This is a genomic window from Helicobacter heilmannii, from assembly GCF_001283065.1.
In the GTDB taxonomy this organism is placed as follows: Bacteria; Campylobacterota; Campylobacteria; order Campylobacterales; family Helicobacteraceae; genus Helicobacter; species Helicobacter heilmannii.
In genome coordinates this window covers 36,621-59,687 of the sequence record NZ_CDMK01000003.1, presented here as the reverse complement: position 1 = coordinate 59,687, position 23,067 = coordinate 36,621, and the positions used below count along the sequence as shown (strand labels likewise).

Here is a 23,067-nt window from a genome sequence, read left to right as displayed (position 1 = left end):
CTTATCCTAATCCATGTCTAGGCGGTTGAAGCTTTGACCCTCGGCGGGGTGGTGGTAAATATCCCACTTGGTGGCGATGATTTCACTTTTACGCACCAACATGTTGTAAATCACCACAGAAGGGATCGCCACAATCAACCCCATGCCCGTAGATTTTAACGCCAACGCCAAACCGACCATGATCGCCTTCGTGTCTACGCCTGTGGTGTTGCCCAGCTGAATAAAAGTGATCATAATCCCGGTCACCGTGCCTAGTAGCCCCACATAGGGTGCGTTGGAGCCAATGGTGGCGACTAGGGTCAAACGGCGGTGCAAATCTAGCTCTAGTTTGCGCTTGTCGCTGTAATCATCCACGCGCACCGTGGCGTAAAACCATACGCGCTCAATGCCAATAGCAATCACAATCACGGACAAAAAGGCCAAAAAGCCTAAAATCCCATAATCCACCATTTCTTTTAAATTAAAATCACCCATCGCTATCCTCTATGCCTTAATTGGCTCTTGGCCTCCATGTCTAAAACCCTTTGTTTCATGTCCTCTCTCTTATCGTAAAGTTTCTTGCCCCGCACGAGGGCGATTTGTAATTTTACTCGATTTCTCGCATTAAAATACAACTTTAAAGCCACAATGCTCAAGCGTTGTTGTCCCACTTGAGCGTGCCACTTAACAAGCTGCTTTTTGTGGAACAACAGCTTACGTACCCGCCTCTCATCGGGCGTGTAGTGGGCGTTTGCAGTTTGTAAATGCGCCACATGCACGCCGAATAAAAAGGCTTCGCCTTTGATGATTTTAACAAAATTGTCCTTTAAATTGACACGCCCCGCCCGCATCGCCTTCACCTCTGAACCCACCAAGACCACCCCAGCCTCTAGACTCTCTAAAATCTCATAGTCAAAAAAGGCTTTCTTGTTTTTGGCAATCTCTCTCACTGATGTGCCCTTTTAAGCCTAAAAAAGCTAGCCCCACTCCCGCTAAAAAACCACGCATAACTAGGGTCTAAAGACTTAGCCCACTCTTTTAAAGCGGGGTAGCACTCTAAAGCAGGGGCAAGCAGGTCGTTGAGCTCTTTGGCGGTGTGGGTTTGTAAGAGTGTAGGGCTTGGGGTTTCTAGCCATGCGTGCCGAAACTCTTTAAAACCCTTAAACGCTCCGTAGACCCTAGCTGTGGTGCACTCTAAGGGTGGGGTGCTAAGTTGCACTTTTAAGGGCTCTTCTTTAAACTCTCGCACCACCTCCCCAAAGTGCCTGACATTTGCGCTGTTAAAACCCGAGATAAAAAAGTTCACATCCGCCCCCACTTGTGCCCCGATTCTATAAAGTTGCTCCAAACCTAAGCCCAGCTCTAAATGCTGATTGACCTCCCTTAAAAACACCCCAGCATCAGCACTAGAGCCCCCAAGTCCCCCACCTAGAGGGATTTGTTTATCCACCTCTATACTGATTTGTTCTAAACGGGGGCGTAAAGCGGGGCTCAAACTCTCTTTTAAGAGCCACCACGCCTTGTAAATTGTGTTTTGCTCTAGGGGGCAGTTAAAGTTGCCCCTAAGGTTAAAGCTAGGTGCGCTTTTGACTCTTAGCGTTTCACTCAAATTTTGCACCAAGCACAGGCGGGAATGTAATGAGTGATAGTCCCCCTCTTTGCCAAGCACTTTCAAAAAGACATTGACCTTGGGGTACACGGGGCAAGAAAATGTCAATCAATCTTGCCTAATTCTTTGCCAATGCCCGCCAAAAGCGAGTTACTCACATCTTTAGAGGCTTTTTTGTTCTCTAATGCCACCGCTTCTTTAAGCTCCGAGCGCAAAATGAGAGTGTGAGGGGGGGCTTCAAAACCCAATTTCACGCTCCCCTTGTCAATGGAAATCACCCGCACATAAATCGAGTCACCCACAACAACCCCCTCCCCCAATTTGCGCGACAAAATCAGCATATAAACTTACGATTGCGCCGAAATATGGATGCTCTCAATCTTATCGCCCTGCTTGAGGTTGTCTAAGACATGTAAGCTCGCCTCATCCTCAATTTGCCCGAACACCGTGTGCTCGCCATCTAAATGCGGTTGAGGTGCAAAGCACAAGAAAAACTGACTGCCTCCAGTGTCGCGTCCGGCGTGCGCCATGCTCATCGCCCCCCTTTTGTGTTTGTGAGGATTATTTATAACCTCGCATTTAATGCGGTATTCCGGTCCGCCTGTGCCTGTGCCAAGTGGGCAACCCCCCTGGGCTACAAAACCAGCGATAACCCTATGGAAATTCAAGCCGTTGTAAAAGCCCTCGTTGGCTAGGGTTGCAAAATTCGTCACCGCTTGGGGCGCATCGTTGCCGAAGAGGTGGACCTTGATCGCCCCCTTGCTTGTATTGATCGTGGCGGTGTGGTAGCTTTGTAAATCTTTAAGATTGGTTTCAAAAATTTTCAGGGGTTTCATCGGCATTTGTCCTTAAAAAACTAAAATGGTTGGGGCATTTTACCGATTTCCCCCTTAATTTATATTATGGGGTGTCTATGCGGTCTGCTCTTGTGTTGGCGGTTTGGCTTGTCTTAGGCGGAGGGGGACTACTAGGGGTGCAAGCGCAAGAAGCCTTAGACACCTCTTTAATCCACCACCATCCCCACAAAGAACCCCACCACGAGCCAAACTCCTATGCCCCCACACAAGAGCATACCCTAGAACGCAACACCCCCACCCACAATGCTAAAATCCCACAACACGCCCCCCACAACCACAAAGCCCAAAGCCATGCCGCTCCCTCCATAAGTGCCCACGCCCCAACACCACACAGCCCCCAAAAGCAAGCCACAAGCCATGCCACCCATAAGACCCATAGTACCAAGCCCCACCATACCCCTACCTCTTTGCATCCGTGGATTTACAGCTCTGTATTTTTGACCGCCTACTTTGGGGATGGGCATTACAAGCAAGGTTATGGGCTTTTATTGCAAAAAGGACATGTCTTGACCTCGGCGGAACTTGCCTACGACAAGGGCATGTACGCCACAACCTTCATCGCGCAGATGCAAGATGACAGCGCGCCCGTGCTCATTTGTGTGGCACGGCTACACATCAAGGCGATTGACCGCAACAAGGGGCTAGCCTTACTCAACACCCATGCCTTCACCAACGACTTTTGTCAGACCCGCCCTGAGAGCTTCTATCACGCTCGCATTTACACACGCTACGCCCAAAACCTTTTTTTGGATAAAAGCACCACGCTCGGGCTTCGGATGTACTACCCCAAAGTGGGCAATGACAATGCCTTTAAAGTGCAGAGTTTGCACGAACACCACGCCCATCCTCTCTTGTCCAAGCAAGATAGCAATGCCTATGGCAGACCCTTTTTCAATAGCACAGGGGTGTTTGTGGGCATGGCGGTCAACCCAAGTGCCATTGCCCCAAGAACTGCCGTCGATGCCTTCTTAAACGAGCTCAAGCATAGGGAGATATTCTGATAAACCTATCCAATGCTTAAGCCTAGGGGGATTTTATATCTCCTATGGTGCACCAGTTACTTAAGTTGCTTATGGATTGTTTGCCACGGCCAGGACATTTTTTGCAACAGCTCTGCCCCTGCTTGCTAGACTAAAGTTAGAGGATTCTAACTTTAGCAAGGATCGTGGTTTTGAGTCAACTCCACATTGGAGTCTTGTATTCCCTATTCCAAAAAATGGATGCTCCAACCACAAGGACTTTACCCCGATTGTAATTTGGATACTGGCATAAGATTGCAATGTTAACCTTAGTCCAACTTAGCTAAAGCTAGGTGTAAATCCATACTCTATCTTGATGGTGCTCACCCAAGTGGCTTTGCCAACAAAACCCAGTGAGAGCGGCCTAGCCACACCCCCAGGCCACACCACCACACCCCCCTCCACGATGCTTTTAGGCATTGCATGTTAGAAATCTTGTTCTCACACCAGCTGGATTACTGCCATCATATTATTGATGATAATGACTGCTACTGTGGCGACCACATTGTTCTTTAAAATAGAGTTTACGCTAGATTTTATCACCTTTTTAAGAGGTTCCTTTGCCAACCCACATCAAGAACACATAGATAACCAAAAGTTGCATCCAAGTAAAACAAGCCAGTCACCATACATTGTCTAGGTGATCTAGCTGTGGCTGTCGCTGTCTTCTAAAAACTTTTTTCCTAATGCTCTTAAGCCATACAGGACAAGAGCAAGATGACAGATGGAAAGTTGCCCACACTGATGTTGTCTATTAAAGGGATTTGTATCTAGCTGAAGTTGCTTTGTTCTTGCAACGACTATAACCTGTATGATCACAAATTCACTAAAGATAGGCAACACCCTAGTTCAATGATAAAACGCAGTGCACTACCCAAAAAGGAGAGAACTTTGCAACCCCAACTTTCCCATGTCCAACGCACAGTTTAACCCATGTTATGTTATTTTCTTTTGAGATGCTGTAGAAACTAGCTTTATTATCTCAGAACAATAAATGGCTTATTCTTGCAAACCAAGCGAACCACCGTCTTTTTTAGGAATTTTGTGTTGCTAAATGCTCCTTGTGACATTTCTTGTAGGTTTTATCAGCACTGTGTCTAGGGGTTCGGCACCATAAGATGGCATTCAGGTGTGTTGAAGGCCCTTGCACCATCTAATATTGAGTGTATCTTTATTTTTAATTTTTAATAGTGCCTTAAATAGACATTAACAAAGAAAACCTTACAATAGGGGATTTTTAAGTAAGGAGCCCCATGCAAAAAATCACCAAGAGTGTTTTATGGGCGTTGTTGGGAATATCCCTAGCACTCTCAGGTTGCGCCACAAACATGGCATCCACTACAGCCAATGCAAAAAAGAGTATTGTCTCCCTTGACTTTAACCGCCGCATCGATATCAACCAAGAAGAGGCCAACCACCACACCATCGCCATTTTAACCCCAAACATCCAAGCCGATGAAAATGTCCAGCCCTACATCTCTAAGTTCCAAAACGCATTAGAAAGGCAGATTCAAGAAATCTTCCAAAAAAAGGGCTACATCATCATCCACCTTGAATCAGAGCAACAGTTAACTCCAGAGCAAAAAAACAACATCTACACCATTTTAAAAATCAAGGGATGGATGGGAGTCTTAGAAGATGCTGACATCAACATCAACGACCCACAAGACACCAACATGGACACCACTATAGACCAAAGTGCAGGGGCTATTTGGTTTAAATTCTTTGAGCCCAAAACGGGGCGGACCACCCACATCGTTGCCATCAACATAGGCGCAGAACACGCCATCGCTTATTCCCATTCTCCACAAGAGATCAAAGTGGATGGTTTTAGTGGAGCCAACGCGATCAGCCGCGGGGCAAGTCTAGAGAATCTTGCAGAGACAAACATCCCAAGTCATGCTGAAATGCAGAGGAGGCACCAAGAAGCTATCCGCACCGTTCTTAATAAGGTTTATGGATTTGTGATCAAAAAAATGGTTTATTGGGTGACAAATACGGACTTGGCACAATATAGAAGGGTGATCGACCAAATTAGGAAATAGACTTTCACATATATGGTTAGGCCTTGCTGCACCACACTGTTGGGCTCAAATAGCTAAAGCAACACCAAGCGTGTGCATCCTTTCACCCATATCAATCTCCTTCTAGCCTAGTGATGAGGTTTTTCCACCCTTGTCTTTCTCCATGCAAATGTTAAATTTTTCACACACCGATTCCCCACCACAAAAAACATCAAAGCCCCGCTTGCCAAAGAGGGCAAGATATGGTGGATGCTCTGCTCTAGATCAGCATAAAAACTGGAAACCTCCAAAGCTCTTTTTAAATCCAATTTTGCGATCTCTTGGATGGCATCGCCCACACTCCCTTTTGTGTAAAGCGTTTTCGCCCTCAAGCCCCCTAAGAGTTTTGTGTCTAATTTCCGTGCGTCCTTAAAACCTAACCACTCATTAATGAAGGTGCTAAACTGCCCATAGGCCACGGTGGTTTTAGAATCCCCATAGGGTGGGCTGGTCAGCAGAGTGTCAAAAGTCTTGTGGTGTGCCTGAAAACTAGAATTGTAGAGATTAAAGACAATGTCCTTTGTGTGCCGTTGGTAAAAATGCAGATAATACTCGGTAGTGGTCTCTAACTTTTGGCGAAAAACTCCATAGGTGTTTGGCTTATACTCTTGGTGGTTTTTCATCCTAAAAAGCTTAAATTCGTTGTTGCGTGTGTAGCTCACTTCCCTTAAAGTTTCGCTAAAGGCCAGCAGAAAAAGAGTTTTAGCTAGGCTTTTGACTTGGCTGATGTGGTGAAAAATACTGCTCAAATCTTGTTGTGCCTGTTCTTCTATCCAAAAATGGGCGTTTGTGATGGGGACATCCACAACGGCATGTGGTTGTGTCATCGATTCAAGCAAGGACTCTTTTTCGTCTAAAAGTTCGGTTTTGTCTATGTGGCTCAATTTAGCCCTGCTTATGAGGATGGCTAAAGGGTTGAGATCGAAACCGCTAAGGTCCTTGATCCCATATTCTAAAGCACTGATAAAGCTGCTGCCACTCCCGCAATAAGGATCGAGCAAGTTTGTCTTTTGGGCTTTAAATTCTTGGAGTAATTTTAAACCAATCTGGGGCAACATCGTGGCTGGGTATTTATGCAGATTGGGGGTAAAGGACGCATAGCTCTGCCCCAAAAAATCGTATTTTGGATGATAAATACTGGCGATCATAGTTTATCTTTGATGTATGTGATGAGATGACTTAGGGGTTTAATGAAATCCCTATCAATGGGCTTTCCAATGAAAGCACAATCAAAAAATTGAAACATGCCTCTTTGCTGGGGGCGGTCGATTTCGTTGTAGAAGTTGATTTTTATGTAAATTTTTAACCCAACATTAACCAAAAAACTCTACACCACGCCCCTGTATTTGTTTTTTCACCATTTTAAATTTCAAAGGAAGTCTATGCGAAAACACATAAACCCCCTTTTATTCATCTTAGCGGGTGTGTCTTTTGCCCTTTCTGGCTGTGCCACACAGGTATAAAGCCCACAGCTAAGCCCACAAGCGCACCGTGACCAGTAGTTCAGTTCCCTTAAACTTCAACTATCCTGTCAATCTCGAGCAAGAGACTTCCAATAACCACACCATCGCCATTTTAACCCCAAACATCCAAGCAGGTGAAAATGTCCAGCCCTACATCAACCAATTCCAAAGTGCATTGGCAAAGCAAGTCCAAGAAATCCTAGAGAAAAAGGGTTACCACATCATCCGCCTAGCAGATGTACAAAATCTCAGTGCTGAGCAGAAAATGAACATCTCCTCTATTTTGAAAATCAGGGGATGGATGGGGGTCTTAGAAGATGCAGATATGGACACAGAGAACCTTAAGGATACCGGTATGAAGGGCATTGTAGACCAAAGTGCAGGGGCGGTCATCTTTAAATTCTTTGAACCTAAAACAGGACGCACCACACACAACTTTGCCATCAATGTGGGTGCTAAGCAAGCCCTTGTCCACTCTTACGCCAAACAAGACCAACTCTGGTGGCTATGAGGGGGCTAGCTCTATCAGTCATAGCACACTGGATAAAAACCACAACGATGCCATCCGTAAAATTCTCAGTGAAATGTACAGAGCTGTGGTGCAGAAATTGGTGCATTGGGTAACCAACACCAATCTAGAACAATACCGAAACGCGATCGACCAAATCAAAAAGTAGCACAGCTACCACAGGTGGGTTACAAGCAGAGCACAAAACCCACCGCAAATTCCGGCTATTCCTCCACCCTACCCTATCTTTAACAAGTGGATCAAAATGGGTTTGACTTGGGTGTTGTGACTCCCCACATGCAAAGCGCATGATTTGACAAGTTATGGCCTTTGTGCTAGCATTTGGGGTTTATTTATATCTCTTAAAGGTCTTGGTATGGCAACAAGGCAAGCAAGTGCGGGTTATTGTGGCTATAAACCTCTTTTACAAGCCCTTTTAGCCAAATTTTGGCTCTTTTTCACTCTTATAGCAACTACGAAAGATTAAAGGACATTTATGCAAATACACACAAAGGGCATTGTATCGGCATTGATGGGTATTTCTCTCATGTTTTTTGGCTGTGCCACAGACACAGGAACTCAGAGCGCAAGCAACCGAGCACATCCCAAGATAAATGTATCTCCCATCGACTTTAACTACCCTATTCACATCAACCAAGAACCTTTAAACGACCATATCACGGCGATTTTACCTCCCCACATCCAAGCCGATGAAAATGTCAAGCCCTACATCGCTAAATTCCAAAACGCCCTAGTGGCGCAAATCCAGGAAATTCTCCAAAAAAAGGGTTACACCATCATACGCATTGATTCCGCTAAAGACTTCACTCCTACCCAAAAGGACACGGTCTACTCTCTCTTAAAGATCAAGGGGTGGATTGGCATTCTAGAAAATGCCGACATCAACACAACAAATCCCCAGGACACCCATATCAAAACAAAGGTGGATGAAAGTGCTGGAGCGGTGATCTTACAATTTGTTGAACCCAAAACGGGGCGCACCACGCACATCATCCCCATCAATATTGGCGCGGAACACGCCATCACCTACTCTAACTTCCAAGAATCGGTGATTTTAAGCGGGTTTGCAGGGGCGAGCTCCGTCAGCCTTGGCGACACAGCAGACAAAGAAGATAATGGTGATGTGGGTGGACCTGTGGACAAAAATCATGACGATGCTGTCCATAAAATCCTCAATAAGGTGTATAAAGTGGTGCTCGAAAAGGTGGTTTCTTGGGCACAAACCGCCAATTTGAAGCGGTATAGGCAAGTGATCGACCAAATGAGGAAGTAGTCTTGAGTACAAGCAAAGTGGCCAACAAAGCACAATCTACCATAAATCCCAGCGAAAACCCTAGGTTAAGGTTATGGGGCATGCAGCACCAAGACTATATATTTACTTTTGAGTCTTTGGTAGCTGGACTTTTAGCAAGGCTTACAAGTCACACCCTTTCTTGTGTGCAAAGGCATTGCGGGCGGGGTGTGGGTTGTGTGCTTTTAGCTTGGCACAGTAAAAGCCTGCGAAGTTGCTTTATTAGCCCATCATTAGCCCATCTTTGGAGGTGTTTTAGAGCCCTGTCAACCGACTCTCGAGAAAATCAAACAAGGCCCGTTTAGATTCTTGATTGTCTCTTCTGTGAGTGGCGAGTCTAGCAATTCTAGATGTGTTTTTAAAGTGGCTGGAGACTGCACTGCTAATCTGGGGCTTTTTGGTGTTTTTGAAACTGAATTTTTCTCGATCCTCTTGAGTAAAAAGGGTTTTAAGTTCGATGTTTGTCTTGTTGCACAAGTTTTCAAAACCTGTTTTAGCCCTCTCTCCCTCCATAAAGGCATCCTTGAGTGTGACGATGTTCACATGAAAATTAGGGTTATCTTGCACCCCCTCGCCCGACCCACCCCATCACAATTTGCCAATAAAAAAGGGTGTTCAATGCCATCTGTGCCACAAAAGTGTTAATGTCCTCTATTCTAGCTTGTCTATTTTGACTGAATAGGGGAGTTGGGCCACCCTTATCGGACTTGCCCAGTCCACCAATGGGTAAAAACACGAACGGGGTCTTGCCCTTGCGGTAAATTTCTTGCTAAACATTAAAGATATTGTAGTCCATGATTTCAATAAAAACCACGCGGTCGCCTTTAATATTAAGCTCAGAGAAAACCAAAGACTTCAAAGATTTTAATTAAAGTGATGTTCTCCAAGGATCTCTCTTTTGCCCATTTTCATTTTCCTGACCATTGTGTTTTTTAAGCACAGAAAAATCATTGTTGATCTATGACCTCTGAGTCTCCTGTTTGGTGTTACAATCCATAGATAAGCATTAGGGTATTTAACCTTTTAAACCATCATCGCTGTTTAAAGCCGTTTTAAAGCTCATTTAACGCTACTCCCGCTCCATGGGGTTATTGGGGTCTGTGGGTTTGGGCTTATGGTGGTATTGAATACCTATAGGGAAAAAGTGGCTAGGTTGATCTAAGCTTATGGGGAAAAGCTCGAGCTTATAAAGGCCGTTTTCTAACTCTAGATTTAAGATGTGATGCTTGTCCTCAAAGCTGTAAGTGCCTTCCCTAATGATCCTATCCACCGCGTGTAAAATGCGTTCGCTGTCTTTCTCCCCCTCAAAAGCCCTTAAGGCTTGCGTCCAGTAGTAGATATTGTTTTCTGCATCCATGCGCTGGCTCCACTGGCCTGCCAAGACACTTTTTAGCCCCTCTGTGCCTTTTACAGGCAGCGCATAGCCTATATCAATTGCCCCTAAATCTTGCCTATAATAGGCCCCGCTCACTTGCCCTTGTCTTCTCTTGGCAACATACTTCAGCGCCTCTAGCCCCTTATCTCTGTATTGGGTAAAGTCTTTGCCAAAGTGCGCATAGCCCTTAAAGTTGTTTAAATAGCTCCTCTTTAGGCAAGATAGCAGACTTTAGGGGCTTATAAGCATTCCCACCTAAGTCATTAATGACGGTTTGTCTAAGCGCTTTTACTTGGGGGTCTTCCACCTTAGGTGCGCGCTCTTGACTTTTAACCTCTTGGGTGGTAGGGTTAGTCGCGTCCATAGCAGTATCTAAGGAATCACCCGTATGTAACGGGCGTGAATCCGCCACATTGTGGTTACTGATGGACTCTTTAAACTCTTTGGCATTTTTTAGCTTGCCATTTTCTTTATACATCATCTTTAGGGTTAATTGGTTGTTTTTGGTGCCTATCACTTCCACCACCGCCATATACCCGTTAATTTGCTTGCCAATCACTAACCGCTTACCCATGCTGGTATTTTCTACTTTCATCAAATCCGCATTATTCACGATTTCAGGGTAATTTTTAATGTCTTCTAGCTCCACCGCTGGTTGCCCCCTATCCTTCACCATAGGTGCTTCAACTCCATGCCGGCTCTCAATATGCCTTAACGCATCCCCATCAAACAACATTTTAACGGGCTTGTCTGTGTTAAACCCTAGTTGCTCAAGGATTTGTGGGTTAGTGAGTTCCCCTATCCACACCTTCTCATTCTTGCGCTTCTTCACCTCCTCTAAAAACTCTGGCGTGATGTCCTCTTTGCTTGCTTTAATTGTAGGCGTGTTGCTGATGAGCTCTAGATTTGGGGGTTATCGCTTCTAGGTTTAGTTGCCTTGCGTATTATCTTAGGCTTAGGGGGCAAGCTAAAACCTTGAAGGGCTTTAGTGAGTTTATTAATTTTTCTAAACGCCTCCAATTCCTCTAAATTGACCCGCCCTAAACCCCATTGGCCAAGCCGGTATGGACTCATACTCACCACAAAAAACCCTTCTCCCTCCTCTCTAATAAAGACAATAGGGGATACCTTCTCATTGGGGTGCAACACATAATGCGGGTCTTCTAAAGTCTTCTTAACCATAGGGGCTTCTTTCTCTAGCGTGCCTACTTTGTCATTACTGATGAAAGGGGAATCTTCACTAAGGCGGTAGCTAATCTTGCTTGAGTGATCCAAATCCAAATAAAGCCCATCTATAGTGGAGTCGTCCATCATCCCCTCTAAAGCTTTTTTCACTTGGGGGCTAAATTCTGGAGTATAAAGACTACCCCCACCGAAAGCCTGATGATTGCGCAATGCTTGTGCTTCGTTTGCGATATTCTGTCTTATTGTCGCGATATAACCGGGGACTTGGTCGGGGGACTTTTCTAGCATACCGTAGAGCGTTTTATAATTATGCTCATTAATAATCCCCTCTTTTGTAGCGTCCTCGATCATTTGCGTATATTCTGCGTGCTTAGCTTTAGCCCCTTTCTCTTGTTTCTTAAGGGGGGGTGTGGTAGAGTTAGTCGAACTTGCCTCGCTATTCAACGCTTTAGCGGGTAATTCGGGCTTAGCGATTATTGGAAGTTCGGGCAAGCCACTATATAAAACCTCTCCCCCCTCCTTAATCTTGTTCTGCAAATTATTAAGCGTTTTTGGCGCATTGCTTCTTATGATCCAGCTATCACTATCATCACCACTGCGCGCAACACTGGTAAAAAACTTTTTCCCTTGAAAATCTTTAACAAAAATTAACGCCCCGTCTGCTTGTTTAACCACAGCATCAGGCCCTTCAAGTGTCGGTCTAATTAAAGGCAAAAACTCTTCTCTATTGCGCTTAACTAATTTTTCTAAGCTCCCTTTTGTTAGCTTAATCTCTTGCCCCTGTAAGATAGGTTTTAAGGCTTCTTGCACTTCTTGACTAAATTTAGGAATGAAAGGTTCATTCTCTTTAACATTAAAAGCCTCTTGCCATTTTTGCACAATATCCCCTTCTTCTGCACTTCTTGAGGCTTTGGCGTGCGGGGCTTGCTTGTCCCCTTCTNCCTTCTTATAGCTTGTAACCACCCACGCATTGTTCCCCTTGCCAAACCACCCCTTAGATAAACCCACTAGGTAGTAACCATCATCCCTTTTAAGCCATATGGTGTGCACACCATCCTTATTAACAATAATACCTTGTTGTGTAATTTCTTCAATACCCCTAGCCAACTTCTCAAAAGGCGTATCCCCTGCAAAAGGGCTAAAGTCATCAATATGCTTTTCTACAATCTTAGACAATCCGTAAGGTTTAAGAGGTTTGCCATTAGCCCCCTTAAGCCCCTTAACACTCTTGTCATCTGCTCCCCAAATTAGATCAATATACCCCCCCTTCTCGCCCAAATCCTCCCTATAAAACGCCCCGGCTACTTGCCCCCTCTTCTCTTGTAACAACTTCTTAACCGCTTCAGCTCCCTTGAGCTCAAACTCTGCAAAATGTTCTCCAAAAGCGGGGTTGGGGGTGATGCCTTCTTCTACACGGGTGGCCGCTTTTGGGGCTAGGGCTTGCTTGTCCCCTTCTAACTTAGGTGTGGGGGGCAAGTCTGGCAAGTTGCTAAAGACCACCTCTTGATCATGGGGCACTTTATTGAACGAGCGCACAGGGTAAAAATCTAAGAAGTTGTGGCGGTCTAAAAGGGCTTTGAGCTTCATTGTGCCAAAGTCCTTGACAAAGACTAAAGCCCCGTCCGCTTGTTTCACAAACGCATTGGGCTCTTCAAAGGTGGCTTTGAGCAAAGGGCTAAACTCTTTGGCCTGTGTGAGCTCTAGTTTGCTAAAACTTTGGGGGGTTAGGTGGATTTGTCTTGTGCCTAGCGCTTCTTGGATTTCTGGTTTTAAATGCAGGTCATACACCCCCGCCCTTTTAAAGAGCATGCGCGCTTGGACTTCTTTAGCTTTGAGCATGTCAAACATATATAAGGCGGTGAGCGTTTGCGCCCCATTCAAGCCCGCTTCTTCGCCCTTCTTCATGATCTCGTGCGCGCTTTGGCTCTTGTAGGCCAACAGGCCGGCAAGGTTCTCTTTGCCCTGCTCTTTGTTTTGCTCTAAGAGCGCTCTTGTCTCTTTCACGCTCTTGCCCGCGGCTTTTAGCTGCTCTCTTAAACTCTTGGGGTTTTGCGCTTCTTTGGTAGCTGCAGCACTGCTAAAAGCTTTGGCCCGCGCTTCTAAAGGCTCTAAGAGCCCTGCGGCCTTGCTCAGCTCTTGGGTCTTTTGCCCGCTTTGTAAAAGCAATTTGGCAAAATCATACACGCTGGCATCTTTTAAGGTCTTCGCGCTTCTTTGGGTAAAAATATCTGGGCTCAACAGCTCTTTTAAAGCTTGGGGGGTGTTTTGCAAAAACTCAAATAAATGCCTGTCGGGGTTTTCAAGCCGCATGAAGCGCGCAAAGCCCACACCCATTGCCTGCGCTAAAGTGTCGTCAAACACACTAGGATTAAGCTTTAGAGTCGCTTTTAAGTCTGGCTCTGTGATCCGTAAAAGGTGCTCCATTAGATCGAGGAGCTCTTTTAAATTTTGGGCACGGCTGTCTGTGGCAAGCTCTTTAGCGGTCGCATCGATGGCTCTTGTCAAGTGCATGCTAAGATTGAGACTTGGCAAATACGGGTTGTTTAAAAGATTGTAAAACGACCCGGCATTGTTCACAAAGCCCTTTTTAAAGGCCACAAAATCCTTCGTGCTCAAAATGTTTTCTGCGTGATCTAAAACCCTAGATAGAGAAAAGTCCGCATTGTTGCGGGCGGTGTGCCCCAGTAGGGCTAAGTTCGTCTTTTCTAAATCGGGGCTTTTGGCTTGCTTGTCCAAGAATGTAGCCACCCGCAAAACCATATCGTCCACACTCGCGGCGTTTAAATCGAGGTGTTTTAAATTCTCGGGCGTGATCTGGGCATCGTATCTGCCCAGCGCGCTTAAGAATTTATCCCCCTGTGTGCTGCTCCTTTCGATGTTGCTAGCCATGGCTAGGTTTAAAAGCTCTTTGGGCTCTAAACCATTTGTAGGTAGGCGCACCAACAACTCATCAGGCTCCAGCTGGACTTTATAATGCTCTAAAACCGCTTGCTCGTATTTAGCCCTGCTCTCTGGGCTAAACTCTAACATGCCTTGCGCCCTATGGTTGCCCGCTAAAACCTGTCCATCTTCAAGCACAATGGGCAAATCATCAAACCCCCCCCTTAAGAAAACCTGCTGTGGGTTAAAGTCTTTGGCGATCTTGTCCACAATTTCGGGGTTGGCTTGGGTGCGCACCTGTGTCCCCGTGCCACTGGTGAAGTTGGGTTTTAAATCTGTGGCCTTGACAATGGCGTAATCTAAGGGGTAGATGTGCTGATCGTCAAGGCTCACACTGCTCTTAGTCTCTAGCCTTTGCATGGGGATGGGTTCGCCTATGTGCAGCAAGCGGTCATTGTCTTTAAGGCCGGCTAGGGCTTGCTTTTCTTTGGTGATTTGGGCGAGTTTAGCGCGCCACTTGTCGGCGTTTTCTTTGTCTTGTAAGGCTTTGGCTTTGATCTCTGCTTCTTTGGCTTCTAGCTTTGCTTGTTGCTCTTCTAGCGCTGCTTGCAAGCGGCTTTTACCCGTGCTCTTAAGCGGGGGTGTGGTAGAATCGTTTTTTAAAGGAGTTTGTATGTCTGAATCTATCCCCTTACCCCCGGTTGCGATCTCCTCTTTTTGGTTTAACTCTGAATCGGGGCGTTTATACGCCATATCTGCATCTGAAGATGTCGCCTTTGAATTTGACTTTAACCGCAAGATATGGGTTAAGTTCTCTTCTTCATCTGCATTTAGGCGTTTTAGTGATTTTGCAGAAGTGGACTCAGTTGAAATCACATCAAACGATGTAAAAAGCTTAATATCTAAGTCGGACTCTTGACCTAGTGCGCGGCTCTCCTGTTTGAGCTTCTCTATCTGCTCAAAAGGTAGAGTTCTCTTATTTTCCTCTTCTCTGATGATGTGGTATTTTTCATCTTGCTTTTTCTTAACTTCCCAACTCTTAGAAGTGTGTAGCTGGATTTCAGCGGGTACATCATTGTGCTTAAAGTGAATATGCACGCCCTCATAGCCACTCGCCCGGTATTCTTTGTATTCGATGCGATGGGGGATGTTAGAGTCTCTAAAATGGATAGCAATTTGGGCTAACTGGTCATTAATAACATCTCTATTCTTAGCAACAATAGCCCCCCTTAGCAAGTCATTAAGGCTTTCTACTCTGCCCTGTTTACGCTCTAACTTACTCTCAATGCTCCCCACACTTTTAAGCAAATTGTCAGCCTGTAAAGTGCTGCTAGGCTGTGTTAGCCCTTCTAAAAGCTCCCTAAACCCCCCTTCTTGCGCCTGTGCTTTAGAGTAAAGCTCTGTGGCCTGCTCTTTGGCTTGGGCGGCGATTTGGCTAAAGTCTACAGCTGCTCCCCCATTAGTGTTGGGGGTGTTGGGGGTGTTGGGGCTTTGGGGCTCATCGTCTTTAGGCAAGCCAGCTTGGGGCTCATCGCCTTTAGGTGTGTTGGGGGTTTCATCCACTTTAGGTGGGGGCATTCTTTCATCCACCACATCCATACGGCTAAAGCGTAAGGTTTCTGGGGCTTGGTAGGTTTCAACAATTTTTAACGACTTTCCATTCTCTAGGGCTTTAGAGTAGTGGAGTTCATCGCCGATGATATTTCTTTGAGAAGTGGGCAAGTGGCGGGTGTAATTTAGCACTTCTTCAAGGCTAAAGCCCTTGTCTAGGCTTTCTTTCACTTCTGTGCTTCTAAGTTGTCTTAAGAGCTTGTCGGCCTTAAACACTTCTTTAAGCTCTGTAAGCTCTAGGCCTTTGACTAAAGCAAAGTTTAAAGCGTCTGTTTCTTTAGGGTGTGCTAAATCCCACTTCTTGACCGCTTCTTTGATCTCTTGCGCGCTTAAATCGCTCTTTAGGGAGGGTGTGGTAGAGTTGTCTATGCGGGGCCAAACACCATCACCCGCTCGGCCGGTAAAGGTTTGGATAAGGTCGGCACTCTTAACTTTATCCTGTAAGAATTTTAGCCGTGTTTTGGGGATAAAGGTGATGAGCCTTTTATCCCCCTCTTGCGTGATGAGTAGGCTAAAAAATCCGCCATTGCCATCGCTAAAGCTTTTGATGTATTCGCTTCTCTCACCCCTAACCAGCTTCAAATCCCACTCTTTTAAAGTGGGCTCCACTAGGTTAAGGTAGGCTAAACGGCTTTGAGCATCTTGCTTTTTGCTTAAGTGGGTGATGAAGTTGTCTTTATTCTCCACTTCTTCTAAACTTTTTAAAAAGCCCTGCACATCTAACTCTTGGGGTATCTCAGCTTTAGGGGGGTTTTCTAAAATCTTAAGGGCTTGTTCTTGCTCAATGGTTTTAGGGGCTGCCCTGCTCCCTATCTGCTCCACCCCCTGCTCTAGCTCCTCTGTCCACGCCTTGATGAGCCGCTTTGTGGAGTTGTCAAAGCGCGCGGTGATCGCCCTAGCTTGGATGTTCTTATTAAAGTCTTGGATCGTGTGGCTTTTGAGCAAGGCTTGTTTGATGGCGTGTGTCAACACCTCTCCGCTCACCTTTTCATTAATGCGGGTGGCAAAAGGGATGTGGGGCACTAAACGGGTCAAAAACGCAAAAAGCTCTTTGGTGATTTGGTGTTGAAACGCCCCACTAACACTGGTGGCAATGCTCGCGCCTATGCGCTCTGTCCTAGCGGGGGCCAGCATTTTGGCGATCTTGGCATCGTTTCTAAAGAGGCGGTTAAACCCACTGGCCATGTCTAAAAAGTCTTTAGCCGCCTGTGATTGGAAGGTGTTTTCTCCGATCTGTTGCACCCGTTTAAAAAAGTCTTGGCTGTCAAAGACTTTTAAGGCTTCCTCGTCATATAGACTCTTGGTAAAGAGGCGGTTTAAAATGTGCAATTCTGCCGCTTCTCTTTGGCTGGGGTTTAAATGCATCCGATCTAAATTGCCCACACCGCCTTCACCCTGCCCCTTGATCGCCTTGATCAATCCATCCGCCACGGCTTCCTTAGCCCGCCCCACATCCCTTAAGCCAAATTGCTTAGCCATTTTCAGGGCTTCTTTCATGTGGGCGTAATCTTTTAGAGTGGTGTTGTAGAGCTCCTTAATGTCCCTAGCAAGTTCGGGTTTCGTGGCAAAGAGCGCATCTATGCCCTCCTTCACATCCTTTTTTAAGAATTGCTGCACCGCCCTTTTAAGGTAGTCTTCTAGCCCGGGGTCTTTGATTTCTTTGTAATATTTCTTGCTGTTGAGATTCTTTAAGGCGTTGTTCAGCTGGTTAAAGTGCACCCCCCCTTCTTTGTAAATGTTGTTTTCCACAAACTCTAAAAAGGGCATCGCCTCTTGTTTCAACAACCCCTCTTCTTCAAGCTCTTTTCTAAAAGCGCGGCTCTAAAAGCGCGGCTAATTAGTCATATTTTTAATGCACTTTTTCTCCACAAAGCACACCAAAATCCTAATCAATGCCTTGAAACAAGCACAAATACTTATTATATTATGTAGGGATTTTATGTCGATCGTTTAATCCACAATCAAAGGAGCTAACCATGTTTGACATCAACTCTACAGCGGACATCACAAGCTATGCCCTGCGTTTGCAAGAGATTAAAGAAAAAATGCAAAAAGCAGGCTTGCTAGAGTTGTTTGAAGAAGCTTTGGAGATTCAAGAGGGTTTTAAGCACCTCTTAGCTTTGTCTAACAAGAATAAAAAAATACTCACAGCAGAGCTTGAGGGCAAAAGACCTGTAGGGCGACCTAGAAAAAATCTAGTGCAAGGAGTGGCTACAGCCACTCAAGCAAAAAGAGAGCAAAGAGAGCAAGAAGCTACACAGATTAACCAAGCCGACACAGCTACACAACGCCATCGCCGCGTTTTTAGATGAAAAAACCCAAAAGTTAGATCGTCTCATGGCTAAATTACAAACCCAAATAAAAGCCCTTAAAGCCTATAAAAGCGCGCTCATCAGCGAAGCCGTGCTAGGCCAAATCCCTTTAAAGGACAGGCTTTGAAACAACACCAAGAAAAAGACCTTGAAGCCCTTATAGAGGGGCATTTACTGCAGAGTGGCTACACCAGGGGTGTTTGCTACCACAAAGAACTTGGTTTAGACACCGCCTTGTTGTGGGGATTTTTAGAGAAAACACAGGCTAAAGCTTTAGAGGACTTGGGCCAAAGAGACCCAGATTTTAAACAACACCTCTTAGAGCACTTAAAACAAAAAATTAAAGAAAAAGGCATGCTCAAAATGCTTAAAGAGGGGATAGAGCATTTAGGGCTAAGCTTTAAGCTCGCCTACAACAAACCCCAAACCCAAAAGAATTTAGACGCTTGGCAAAACTACCAAAGCAATGTTTTTTCTCTCATGCGCCAATTGCACTACAGCACCAAAAACAACAATTCTGTAGATTTGGCAATCTTTTTAAACGGCCTGCCCCTTTTTACTTTAGAGCTTAAGCACAGCTTAAACGCCCAAAATGCCAAGCACGCCCTTAAACAATACGGCAAAAGAGACCCCCACGAACCCCTATTTAAACACGCCCTAGCCCACTTCGCCCTAGATGAAAGCTTTGTTTATCTTGCCACAAAACTAGAGGGGACACGCACCCACTTTATCCCCTTTAACAAGGGGCTAAACGATGGGAGCGCTGCTTTAGATCTAGAGTGTGGGGCGGGCAATCCTTTAAACCCGCAGGGGTTCAAAAGCGCGTATTTATGGGAGCAAGTCCTGCAAAAAGATCAAGTTTTAAATCTCATTTTTAACTTCTTGCAACCTGTGGACAGGGGGGTGATTTTCCCTCGTTACCACCAACTTAGTGCCGTGCAAAGGCTGTGTGCGGCCGTGCTAAAAGATCGTGTGGGGGGGCGTTATTTGATTGAGCATGGCGCGGGCAGCGGCAAGAGCAACACCATTGCGTGGCTCACCTACGCTTTAGTGGGGCTTAGCGTGGATGAAAAGCCCTTGTTTGATAGTGTCTTGGTCATCACCGATCGCATCATTTTAGACAAACAATTACAAGAGAACATCCAAAGCTTTTTTTCTATTAAGGGGGTTGTGGAGGCCATCACTGAGGGCAGTTGCCAACTTAAGGAGGCGTTGGCCCAGGGCAAAAAGGTCATCATCGCCACGATCCAAAAGTTCCCCTATATCTTAGAAGAATTGCCCAGCCTCACAGATAAAAAGTTTGCCATCATCATAGACGAGGCGCACTCCTCTCAGGGCGGGGCGTATGGCGATGCTCTCAAAAAAGCCACAGGCGCGCCCACACAAGAAGAGCTAGACCCCGATGCGTTTTTACTGCAAACCATTAAAGCCAAGCAATTTAACAAAAACGCCTCTTATTTTGCCTTTTCTGCCACGCCTAAGCCTGAAACTTTGGAACTTTTTGGGACAAAGACCAAGGCAGAGCAGTTCATTCCCTTCCACTTGTATTCCATGAAACAAGCCATCGAAGAGGGTTTTATCTTGGATGTTTTAAAATTTTACACCACCTACACATTCTACGCCAATTTAGTGGCTAAAGCCCCAGATGATCCACTCTATGAAAGGGACCCCGCCTTTAGAAAGCTTAAAACCTATGTCAAAGAGCACCCTAAAAGCATTGAAGAAAAAACAAAAGCGATGCTCGCCCATTTTTACACCAACACGCATCATAAAATCGGGGGCAGGGCTAAGGCGATGGTCATTACCAGCTCGCGTCAAGTGGCCATGCGCTATTTTAAAGCCTTTCAAGCACAACTAGCAGAGGAAAAACGCCCCCATAAGGCCTTGGTTGCCTTTTCTGGAGAAGTGCAAGGACAAAGCGAGGCAAGTTTAAATGGCTTTAGCGAGAGCCAAACCCCTAAGGCCTTTGACACCGATGCATACCGCTTTTTGATCGTGGCAGACAAATACCAAACCGGCTTTGATCAGCCCTTACTGCACACGATGTATGTGGATAAGGCTTTAAGTGGGGTGGCATGTGTGCAGACGCTATCACGCTTGAATCGCATACACCCAAATAAAAAGGACACCTGCATTTTAGACTTTGAAAACGACACTGAAAAAATCAGCAAAGCCTTTGAGCCCTATTACAAACAAACCTTTTTAGCCAAGCCAAGCGACCCCAATAAACTTTATGACTTAAAAAGCCATTTAGAGGGCTATGGGGTGTATACACAAGAGCAAATTGAGGCCTTTTATCTAGCCCTCTTAAAGCCCCCTTGCCTAAAATCCATGCCATGCTAGATCAAATGGCCCTGCACTACCACGCCTTAGAGCCTAGCAAACAACAAGAATTTTACAGCAAGGCCAAAACTTATCTCAAAAATTACGCCTTTTTGGTGCAGATCTTGCCCTATCAAGATCTGTCCTTAGAAAAACTTTTTAGACTGCTCCAAAAACTCATCAAGAAGCTAGCCCCCTTTAGAGAGGATGATGAGGACATCACTAAAGCCGTGGAACTTAAAGATTACCGCTTGCAGATCGCACAACAAGATGTGGGCATTGCCCTTGAGGGGCAAGCCAAGTTACACCCCTCAAAAGCCGATAGCTCTAGCCACACGCCCCAAAGCGAGCTAGAAAAGCTTTCAGAGATTTTAGAGGAATTTAGTAGGGCGCATGGAGTCCCCTTGGGCGAGCAAGCTTCTAAAGCTCTAAAAGACACCCTAGGTCGCATGCGTGCCGATCCCATATTCATGGAAAATTTTAACAACTCGGATCACGACAATCAATGGATGGGTTTTAACAAACGATTTAAAGATGAATCGCTGAGCTTGCTTGAGAGCAACGAACAACTTTATAACGAATTAACAAAAAATAAAGATTTTGAAGACTTGATTCGGCGCAAACTCTTTGAAATTTTGATGCGAGGCGCACACAATGGCCCAAAAGGGTTCTAAAGTGGATTGAGCAATATAGGAAGTGGATGCCTACAACGCACGCCACAAATCCAGATGGGATGCCAAGAAGAACCAAGAGTATTTACACATGCGTTTTGGCACACCTTAAGGGTGCGTTGTTTATGAGTGGGATGGTGCTTATTGGTGTGATGGAGAGTATTTGTGTACAGATTAGAGTGCCCTCTACAAACCATTCACTTTTATCAAACCTCCTGCAGTTATCACTATCTAGTTGCAGAGCACTCATTGGCTATGTTGGTCTAGTTGTCCTAGACTTATAAGTCTGCCCGAAGGCCTCTAAAAAAACTATCGCCATCCTTGGCGAGGTGTGACTAAGTGCGGTGTATAACTTTGAGAACACACATAAACCCTCAAAGGCACGGCTAGCTAAGATGTGGTAACCGCAAAACCCCCTGAACCGTGGTCTGGTACTTCCAACTCCCGATCTTGCACTCTATAGGCATGAGATAATTGGTGCTACATTTTGCAGCACCCATGCGCTCTCTTATGAAAGGAAATTGCCTTTAATCCCTCATAAATTCTAAGTGCTCCAGCTCCAGCAATTGATCCCATCAAGCTCCACAGACTCTATCTAGTTATAAAAAATATTTAATACAATTTTAAACAATGTTTAAATGTTTATTTATACCGAACAAAATATGTAGTGTTATCTATTTATCAACACTATTTCGAACATTTTTATCTACATTTGACCAAATCAAATTTGTTTTTTGGCAAAACTTGTGTAAAAATTCCCATCTGTGTTAGATTGGAGAGAAGAGAGATAATCAGCCCCTCTACTCTTGAAATTGCCAAGCAGACCCATGGATATTCTCTCAAGAATAACTGATTTGAGCCACCTAAAGGGACATAGCACAGGTTTGTTGGACTAGTTAACCCTTGAGTGTTCTATTTTTGAGCAATCTATCCAAAGCATCTTATGCAACAAAGTCTCCTAGTTCCACAGCTTTTTGATCATGCTCTTTAGCTTTGGCAATGTCTTGTGGCCTTTCATGTCCGTATTCGTAAATCATCCCTAGTTTTTGGTGAGCCCTTGCCTCCCATATCTGCAGCCTTTTGAAAATATTCAAAGCTTTGGCAAAATCTTTTTTGATTCCTTGGCTGCAAGAATGCATGCCGCCTAATTCGTAGTGCCCTGTGGCTTCTCCAGCTTCCCCAGCTTTAAGATAGTATTCTGCAGCCTTTTGATAATTCTTGTCATCATAGACTGTTTTTGCCATATTGAGATATGCGATACCTTTGGTTTCTCTGATGGTGATTGTTTCATCGAGTAAGACATCTGCCTTGATACAGTATGTTTCTTTTGTTTTGACCATAAAACCTCCTAAGCCTTTTTTAAAAAGTAGACTAAGGCGGATCGGTTTTATCATTTTGATATTTAGTTATGTTTAATGCGGGGGCAGTGTTAGAGTGTTACAAGTAACTCTAAAGAGCCACTCAAAAGACAACACACACCACCGATCAAACCCAAAAGAAAAGAAAAACCAAACAATAGCTTAGAGAGCTAATACCCTTTCTACCACCCTAGAAGCCCTCACAATCAACACAACAACCCTAACCCATTTTGGGTTCTCTTTAATACTCTAAAGGCGTTATACAGCCTTTAACACTCATTCTCATTTTAAACCCCCCAAAGCCTTCCTTACTGCAATGGCGCAATACAGCCACAACACAAACTCATTTTTCACTTCAAAACCCTCTCTTGGGGGTTTGGGGGCTTACCCCCAAGAGCAAAAATAGATGCCAAGCGTAAGCTTGGCTTACCTTCTCATGCACTCTCATGCATTCAAGTCGCCAAAATTTTCAAAAATTTTCATTTTTTCATAAGTTTCACAGCCCACTTTGGGCTGATCCTAGTTCCCGAGCGCATGTGCAAG

The 23,067-nt window shown here is 45.2% G+C and carries 18 protein-coding genes and 1 pseudogene; 7 read left to right on the top strand and 12 right to left on the bottom strand.

Going from position 1 to position 23,067, the window contains the following annotated elements:
• Positions 1 to 6: 6 nt before the first annotated feature.
• The 5 genes from exbB to AOG36_RS06770 are packed head-to-tail and all read right to left on the bottom strand — an operon-like array spanning position 7 to position 2,424.
• Entirely contained in the window at positions 7 to 474 is a 468-nt protein-coding gene (gene exbB / locus AOG36_RS06790; protein WP_015106715.1) for a TonB-system energizer ExbB, read from the bottom strand.
• A 2-nt stretch (positions 475 to 476) separates the two neighbouring features.
• On the bottom strand, positions 477 to 929 hold the full coding sequence (gene smpB, locus AOG36_RS06785) for an SsrA-binding protein (protein ID WP_015106714.1): 453 nt from the start codon (positions 927 to 929) through the stop codon (positions 477 to 479).
• Positions 926 to 1,696, bottom strand: coding sequence for a 4-(cytidine 5'-diphospho)-2-C-methyl-D-erythritol kinase (locus tag AOG36_RS06780; protein ID WP_015106713.1), 771 nt, complete (start codon positions 1,694 to 1,696; stop codon positions 926 to 928). The genes smpB and AOG36_RS06780 overlap by 4 nt, the downstream gene beginning before the upstream one ends.
• On the bottom strand, positions 1,693 to 1,929 hold the full coding sequence (locus AOG36_RS06775) for a carbon storage regulator (protein ID WP_015106712.1): 237 nt from the start codon (positions 1,927 to 1,929) through the stop codon (positions 1,693 to 1,695). The genes AOG36_RS06780 and AOG36_RS06775 overlap by 4 nt, the downstream gene beginning before the upstream one ends.
• Positions 1,930 to 1,935: 6 nt before the next feature.
• Positions 1,936 to 2,424: a peptidylprolyl isomerase gene (locus AOG36_RS06770; protein WP_015106711.1), complete on the bottom strand. Its 489-nt coding sequence runs from the start codon at positions 2,422 to 2,424 to the stop codon at positions 1,936 to 1,938.
• Between the two features lie 77 nt (positions 2,425 to 2,501).
• Between AOG36_RS06770 and AOG36_RS06765 the strand changes: the two genes are divergently transcribed.
• Positions 2,502 to 3,446 carry a hypothetical protein gene (locus tag AOG36_RS06765; RefSeq protein WP_053825763.1) on the top strand — a complete coding sequence of 315 codons (945 nt, stop codon included), beginning with the start codon at positions 2,502 to 2,504 and terminating at the stop codon, positions 3,444 to 3,446.
• Between the two features lie 1,271 nt (positions 3,447 to 4,717).
• Positions 4,718 to 5,509 carry an HpaA family protein gene (locus AOG36_RS06760; protein WP_015106708.1) on the top strand — a complete coding sequence of 264 codons (792 nt, stop codon included), beginning with the start codon at positions 4,718 to 4,720 and terminating at the stop codon, positions 5,507 to 5,509.
• A 107-nt stretch (positions 5,510 to 5,616) separates the two neighbouring features.
• Here AOG36_RS06760 and AOG36_RS06755 read toward each other — a convergent pair whose 3' ends face one another.
• Both AOG36_RS06755 and AOG36_RS08600 read right to left on the bottom strand, forming a co-directional pair.
• Positions 5,617 to 6,675, bottom strand: coding sequence for a TRM11 family methyltransferase (locus AOG36_RS06755; RefSeq protein WP_084815813.1), 1,059 nt, complete (start codon positions 6,673 to 6,675; stop codon positions 5,617 to 5,619).
• Complete coding sequence (locus tag AOG36_RS08600; RefSeq protein ID WP_015106705.1) at positions 6,672 to 6,848, bottom strand: hypothetical protein; 177 nt, start codon at positions 6,846 to 6,848, stop codon at positions 6,672 to 6,674. Before AOG36_RS08600 ends, AOG36_RS06755 begins: the two co-directional genes overlap by 4 nt.
• A 170-nt stretch (positions 6,849 to 7,018) precedes the next feature.
• Here AOG36_RS08600 and AOG36_RS09125 point away from each other — a divergent pair.
• Positions 7,019 to 7,667 (top strand): annotated as a pseudogene (locus AOG36_RS09125) (HpaA family protein).
• A gap of 327 nt (positions 7,668 to 7,994) precedes the next feature.
• Positions 7,995 to 8,792, top strand: coding sequence for an HpaA family protein (locus tag AOG36_RS06745; RefSeq protein ID WP_015106701.1), 798 nt, complete (start codon positions 7,995 to 7,997; stop codon positions 8,790 to 8,792).
• Between the two features lie 273 nt (positions 8,793 to 9,065).
• On the opposite strand, the gene AOG36_RS06740 is transcribed toward AOG36_RS06745, so the two are convergent.
• The 4 genes from AOG36_RS06740 to AOG36_RS09395 form a co-directional block, all read right to left on the bottom strand.
• Positions 9,066 to 9,323: a hypothetical protein gene (locus AOG36_RS06740; RefSeq protein ID WP_015106700.1), complete on the bottom strand. Its 258-nt coding sequence runs from the start codon at positions 9,321 to 9,323 to the stop codon at positions 9,066 to 9,068.
• 556 nt (positions 9,324 to 9,879) lie between these two features.
• Positions 9,880 to 10,281, bottom strand: coding sequence for a hypothetical protein (locus AOG36_RS06730; protein WP_053825761.1), 402 nt, complete (start codon positions 10,279 to 10,281; stop codon positions 9,880 to 9,882).
• 91 nt (positions 10,282 to 10,372) lie between these two features.
• Positions 10,373 to 11,017 carry a PBECR3 domain-containing polyvalent protein gene (locus AOG36_RS06725; protein WP_053825760.1) on the bottom strand — a complete coding sequence of 215 codons (645 nt, stop codon included), beginning with the start codon at positions 11,015 to 11,017 and terminating at the stop codon, positions 10,373 to 10,375.
• 68 nt (positions 11,018 to 11,085) lie between these two features.
• A complete protein-coding gene (locus tag AOG36_RS09395; RefSeq protein ID WP_442345814.1) occupies positions 11,086 to 14,670 on the bottom strand; it encodes a putative barnase/colicin E5 family endoribonuclease in 3,585 nt (1,194 codons plus the stop codon).
• A 3,167-nt stretch (positions 14,671 to 17,837) separates the two neighbouring features.
• Between AOG36_RS09395 and AOG36_RS06715 the strand changes: the two genes are divergently transcribed.
• The 3 genes from AOG36_RS06715 (at position 17,838) to AOG36_RS06705 (ending at position 21,169) form a co-directional block, all read left to right on the top strand.
• On the top strand, positions 17,838 to 18,173 hold the full coding sequence (locus AOG36_RS06715) for a hypothetical protein (protein ID WP_015106690.1): 336 nt from the start codon (positions 17,838 to 17,840) through the stop codon (positions 18,171 to 18,173).
• 123 nt (positions 18,174 to 18,296) lie between these two features.
• On the top strand, positions 18,297 to 20,516 hold the full coding sequence (locus tag AOG36_RS06710; RefSeq protein ID WP_015106688.1) for a type I restriction endonuclease subunit R: 2,220 nt from the start codon (positions 18,297 to 18,299) through the stop codon (positions 20,514 to 20,516).
• A complete protein-coding gene (locus AOG36_RS06705) occupies positions 20,510 to 21,169 on the top strand; it encodes a hypothetical protein (protein WP_129593194.1) in 660 nt (219 codons plus the stop codon). Before AOG36_RS06710 ends, AOG36_RS06705 begins: the two co-directional genes overlap by 7 nt.
• A 938-nt stretch (positions 21,170 to 22,107) precedes the next feature.
• Here AOG36_RS06705 and AOG36_RS06700 read toward each other — a convergent pair.
• Positions 22,108 to 22,560 (bottom strand): tetratricopeptide repeat protein, encoded by a 453-nt coding sequence (locus AOG36_RS06700; protein WP_129593193.1) that lies wholly within the window; start codon positions 22,558 to 22,560, stop codon positions 22,108 to 22,110.
• Between the last annotated feature and the right edge of the window lie 507 nt (positions 22,561 to 23,067).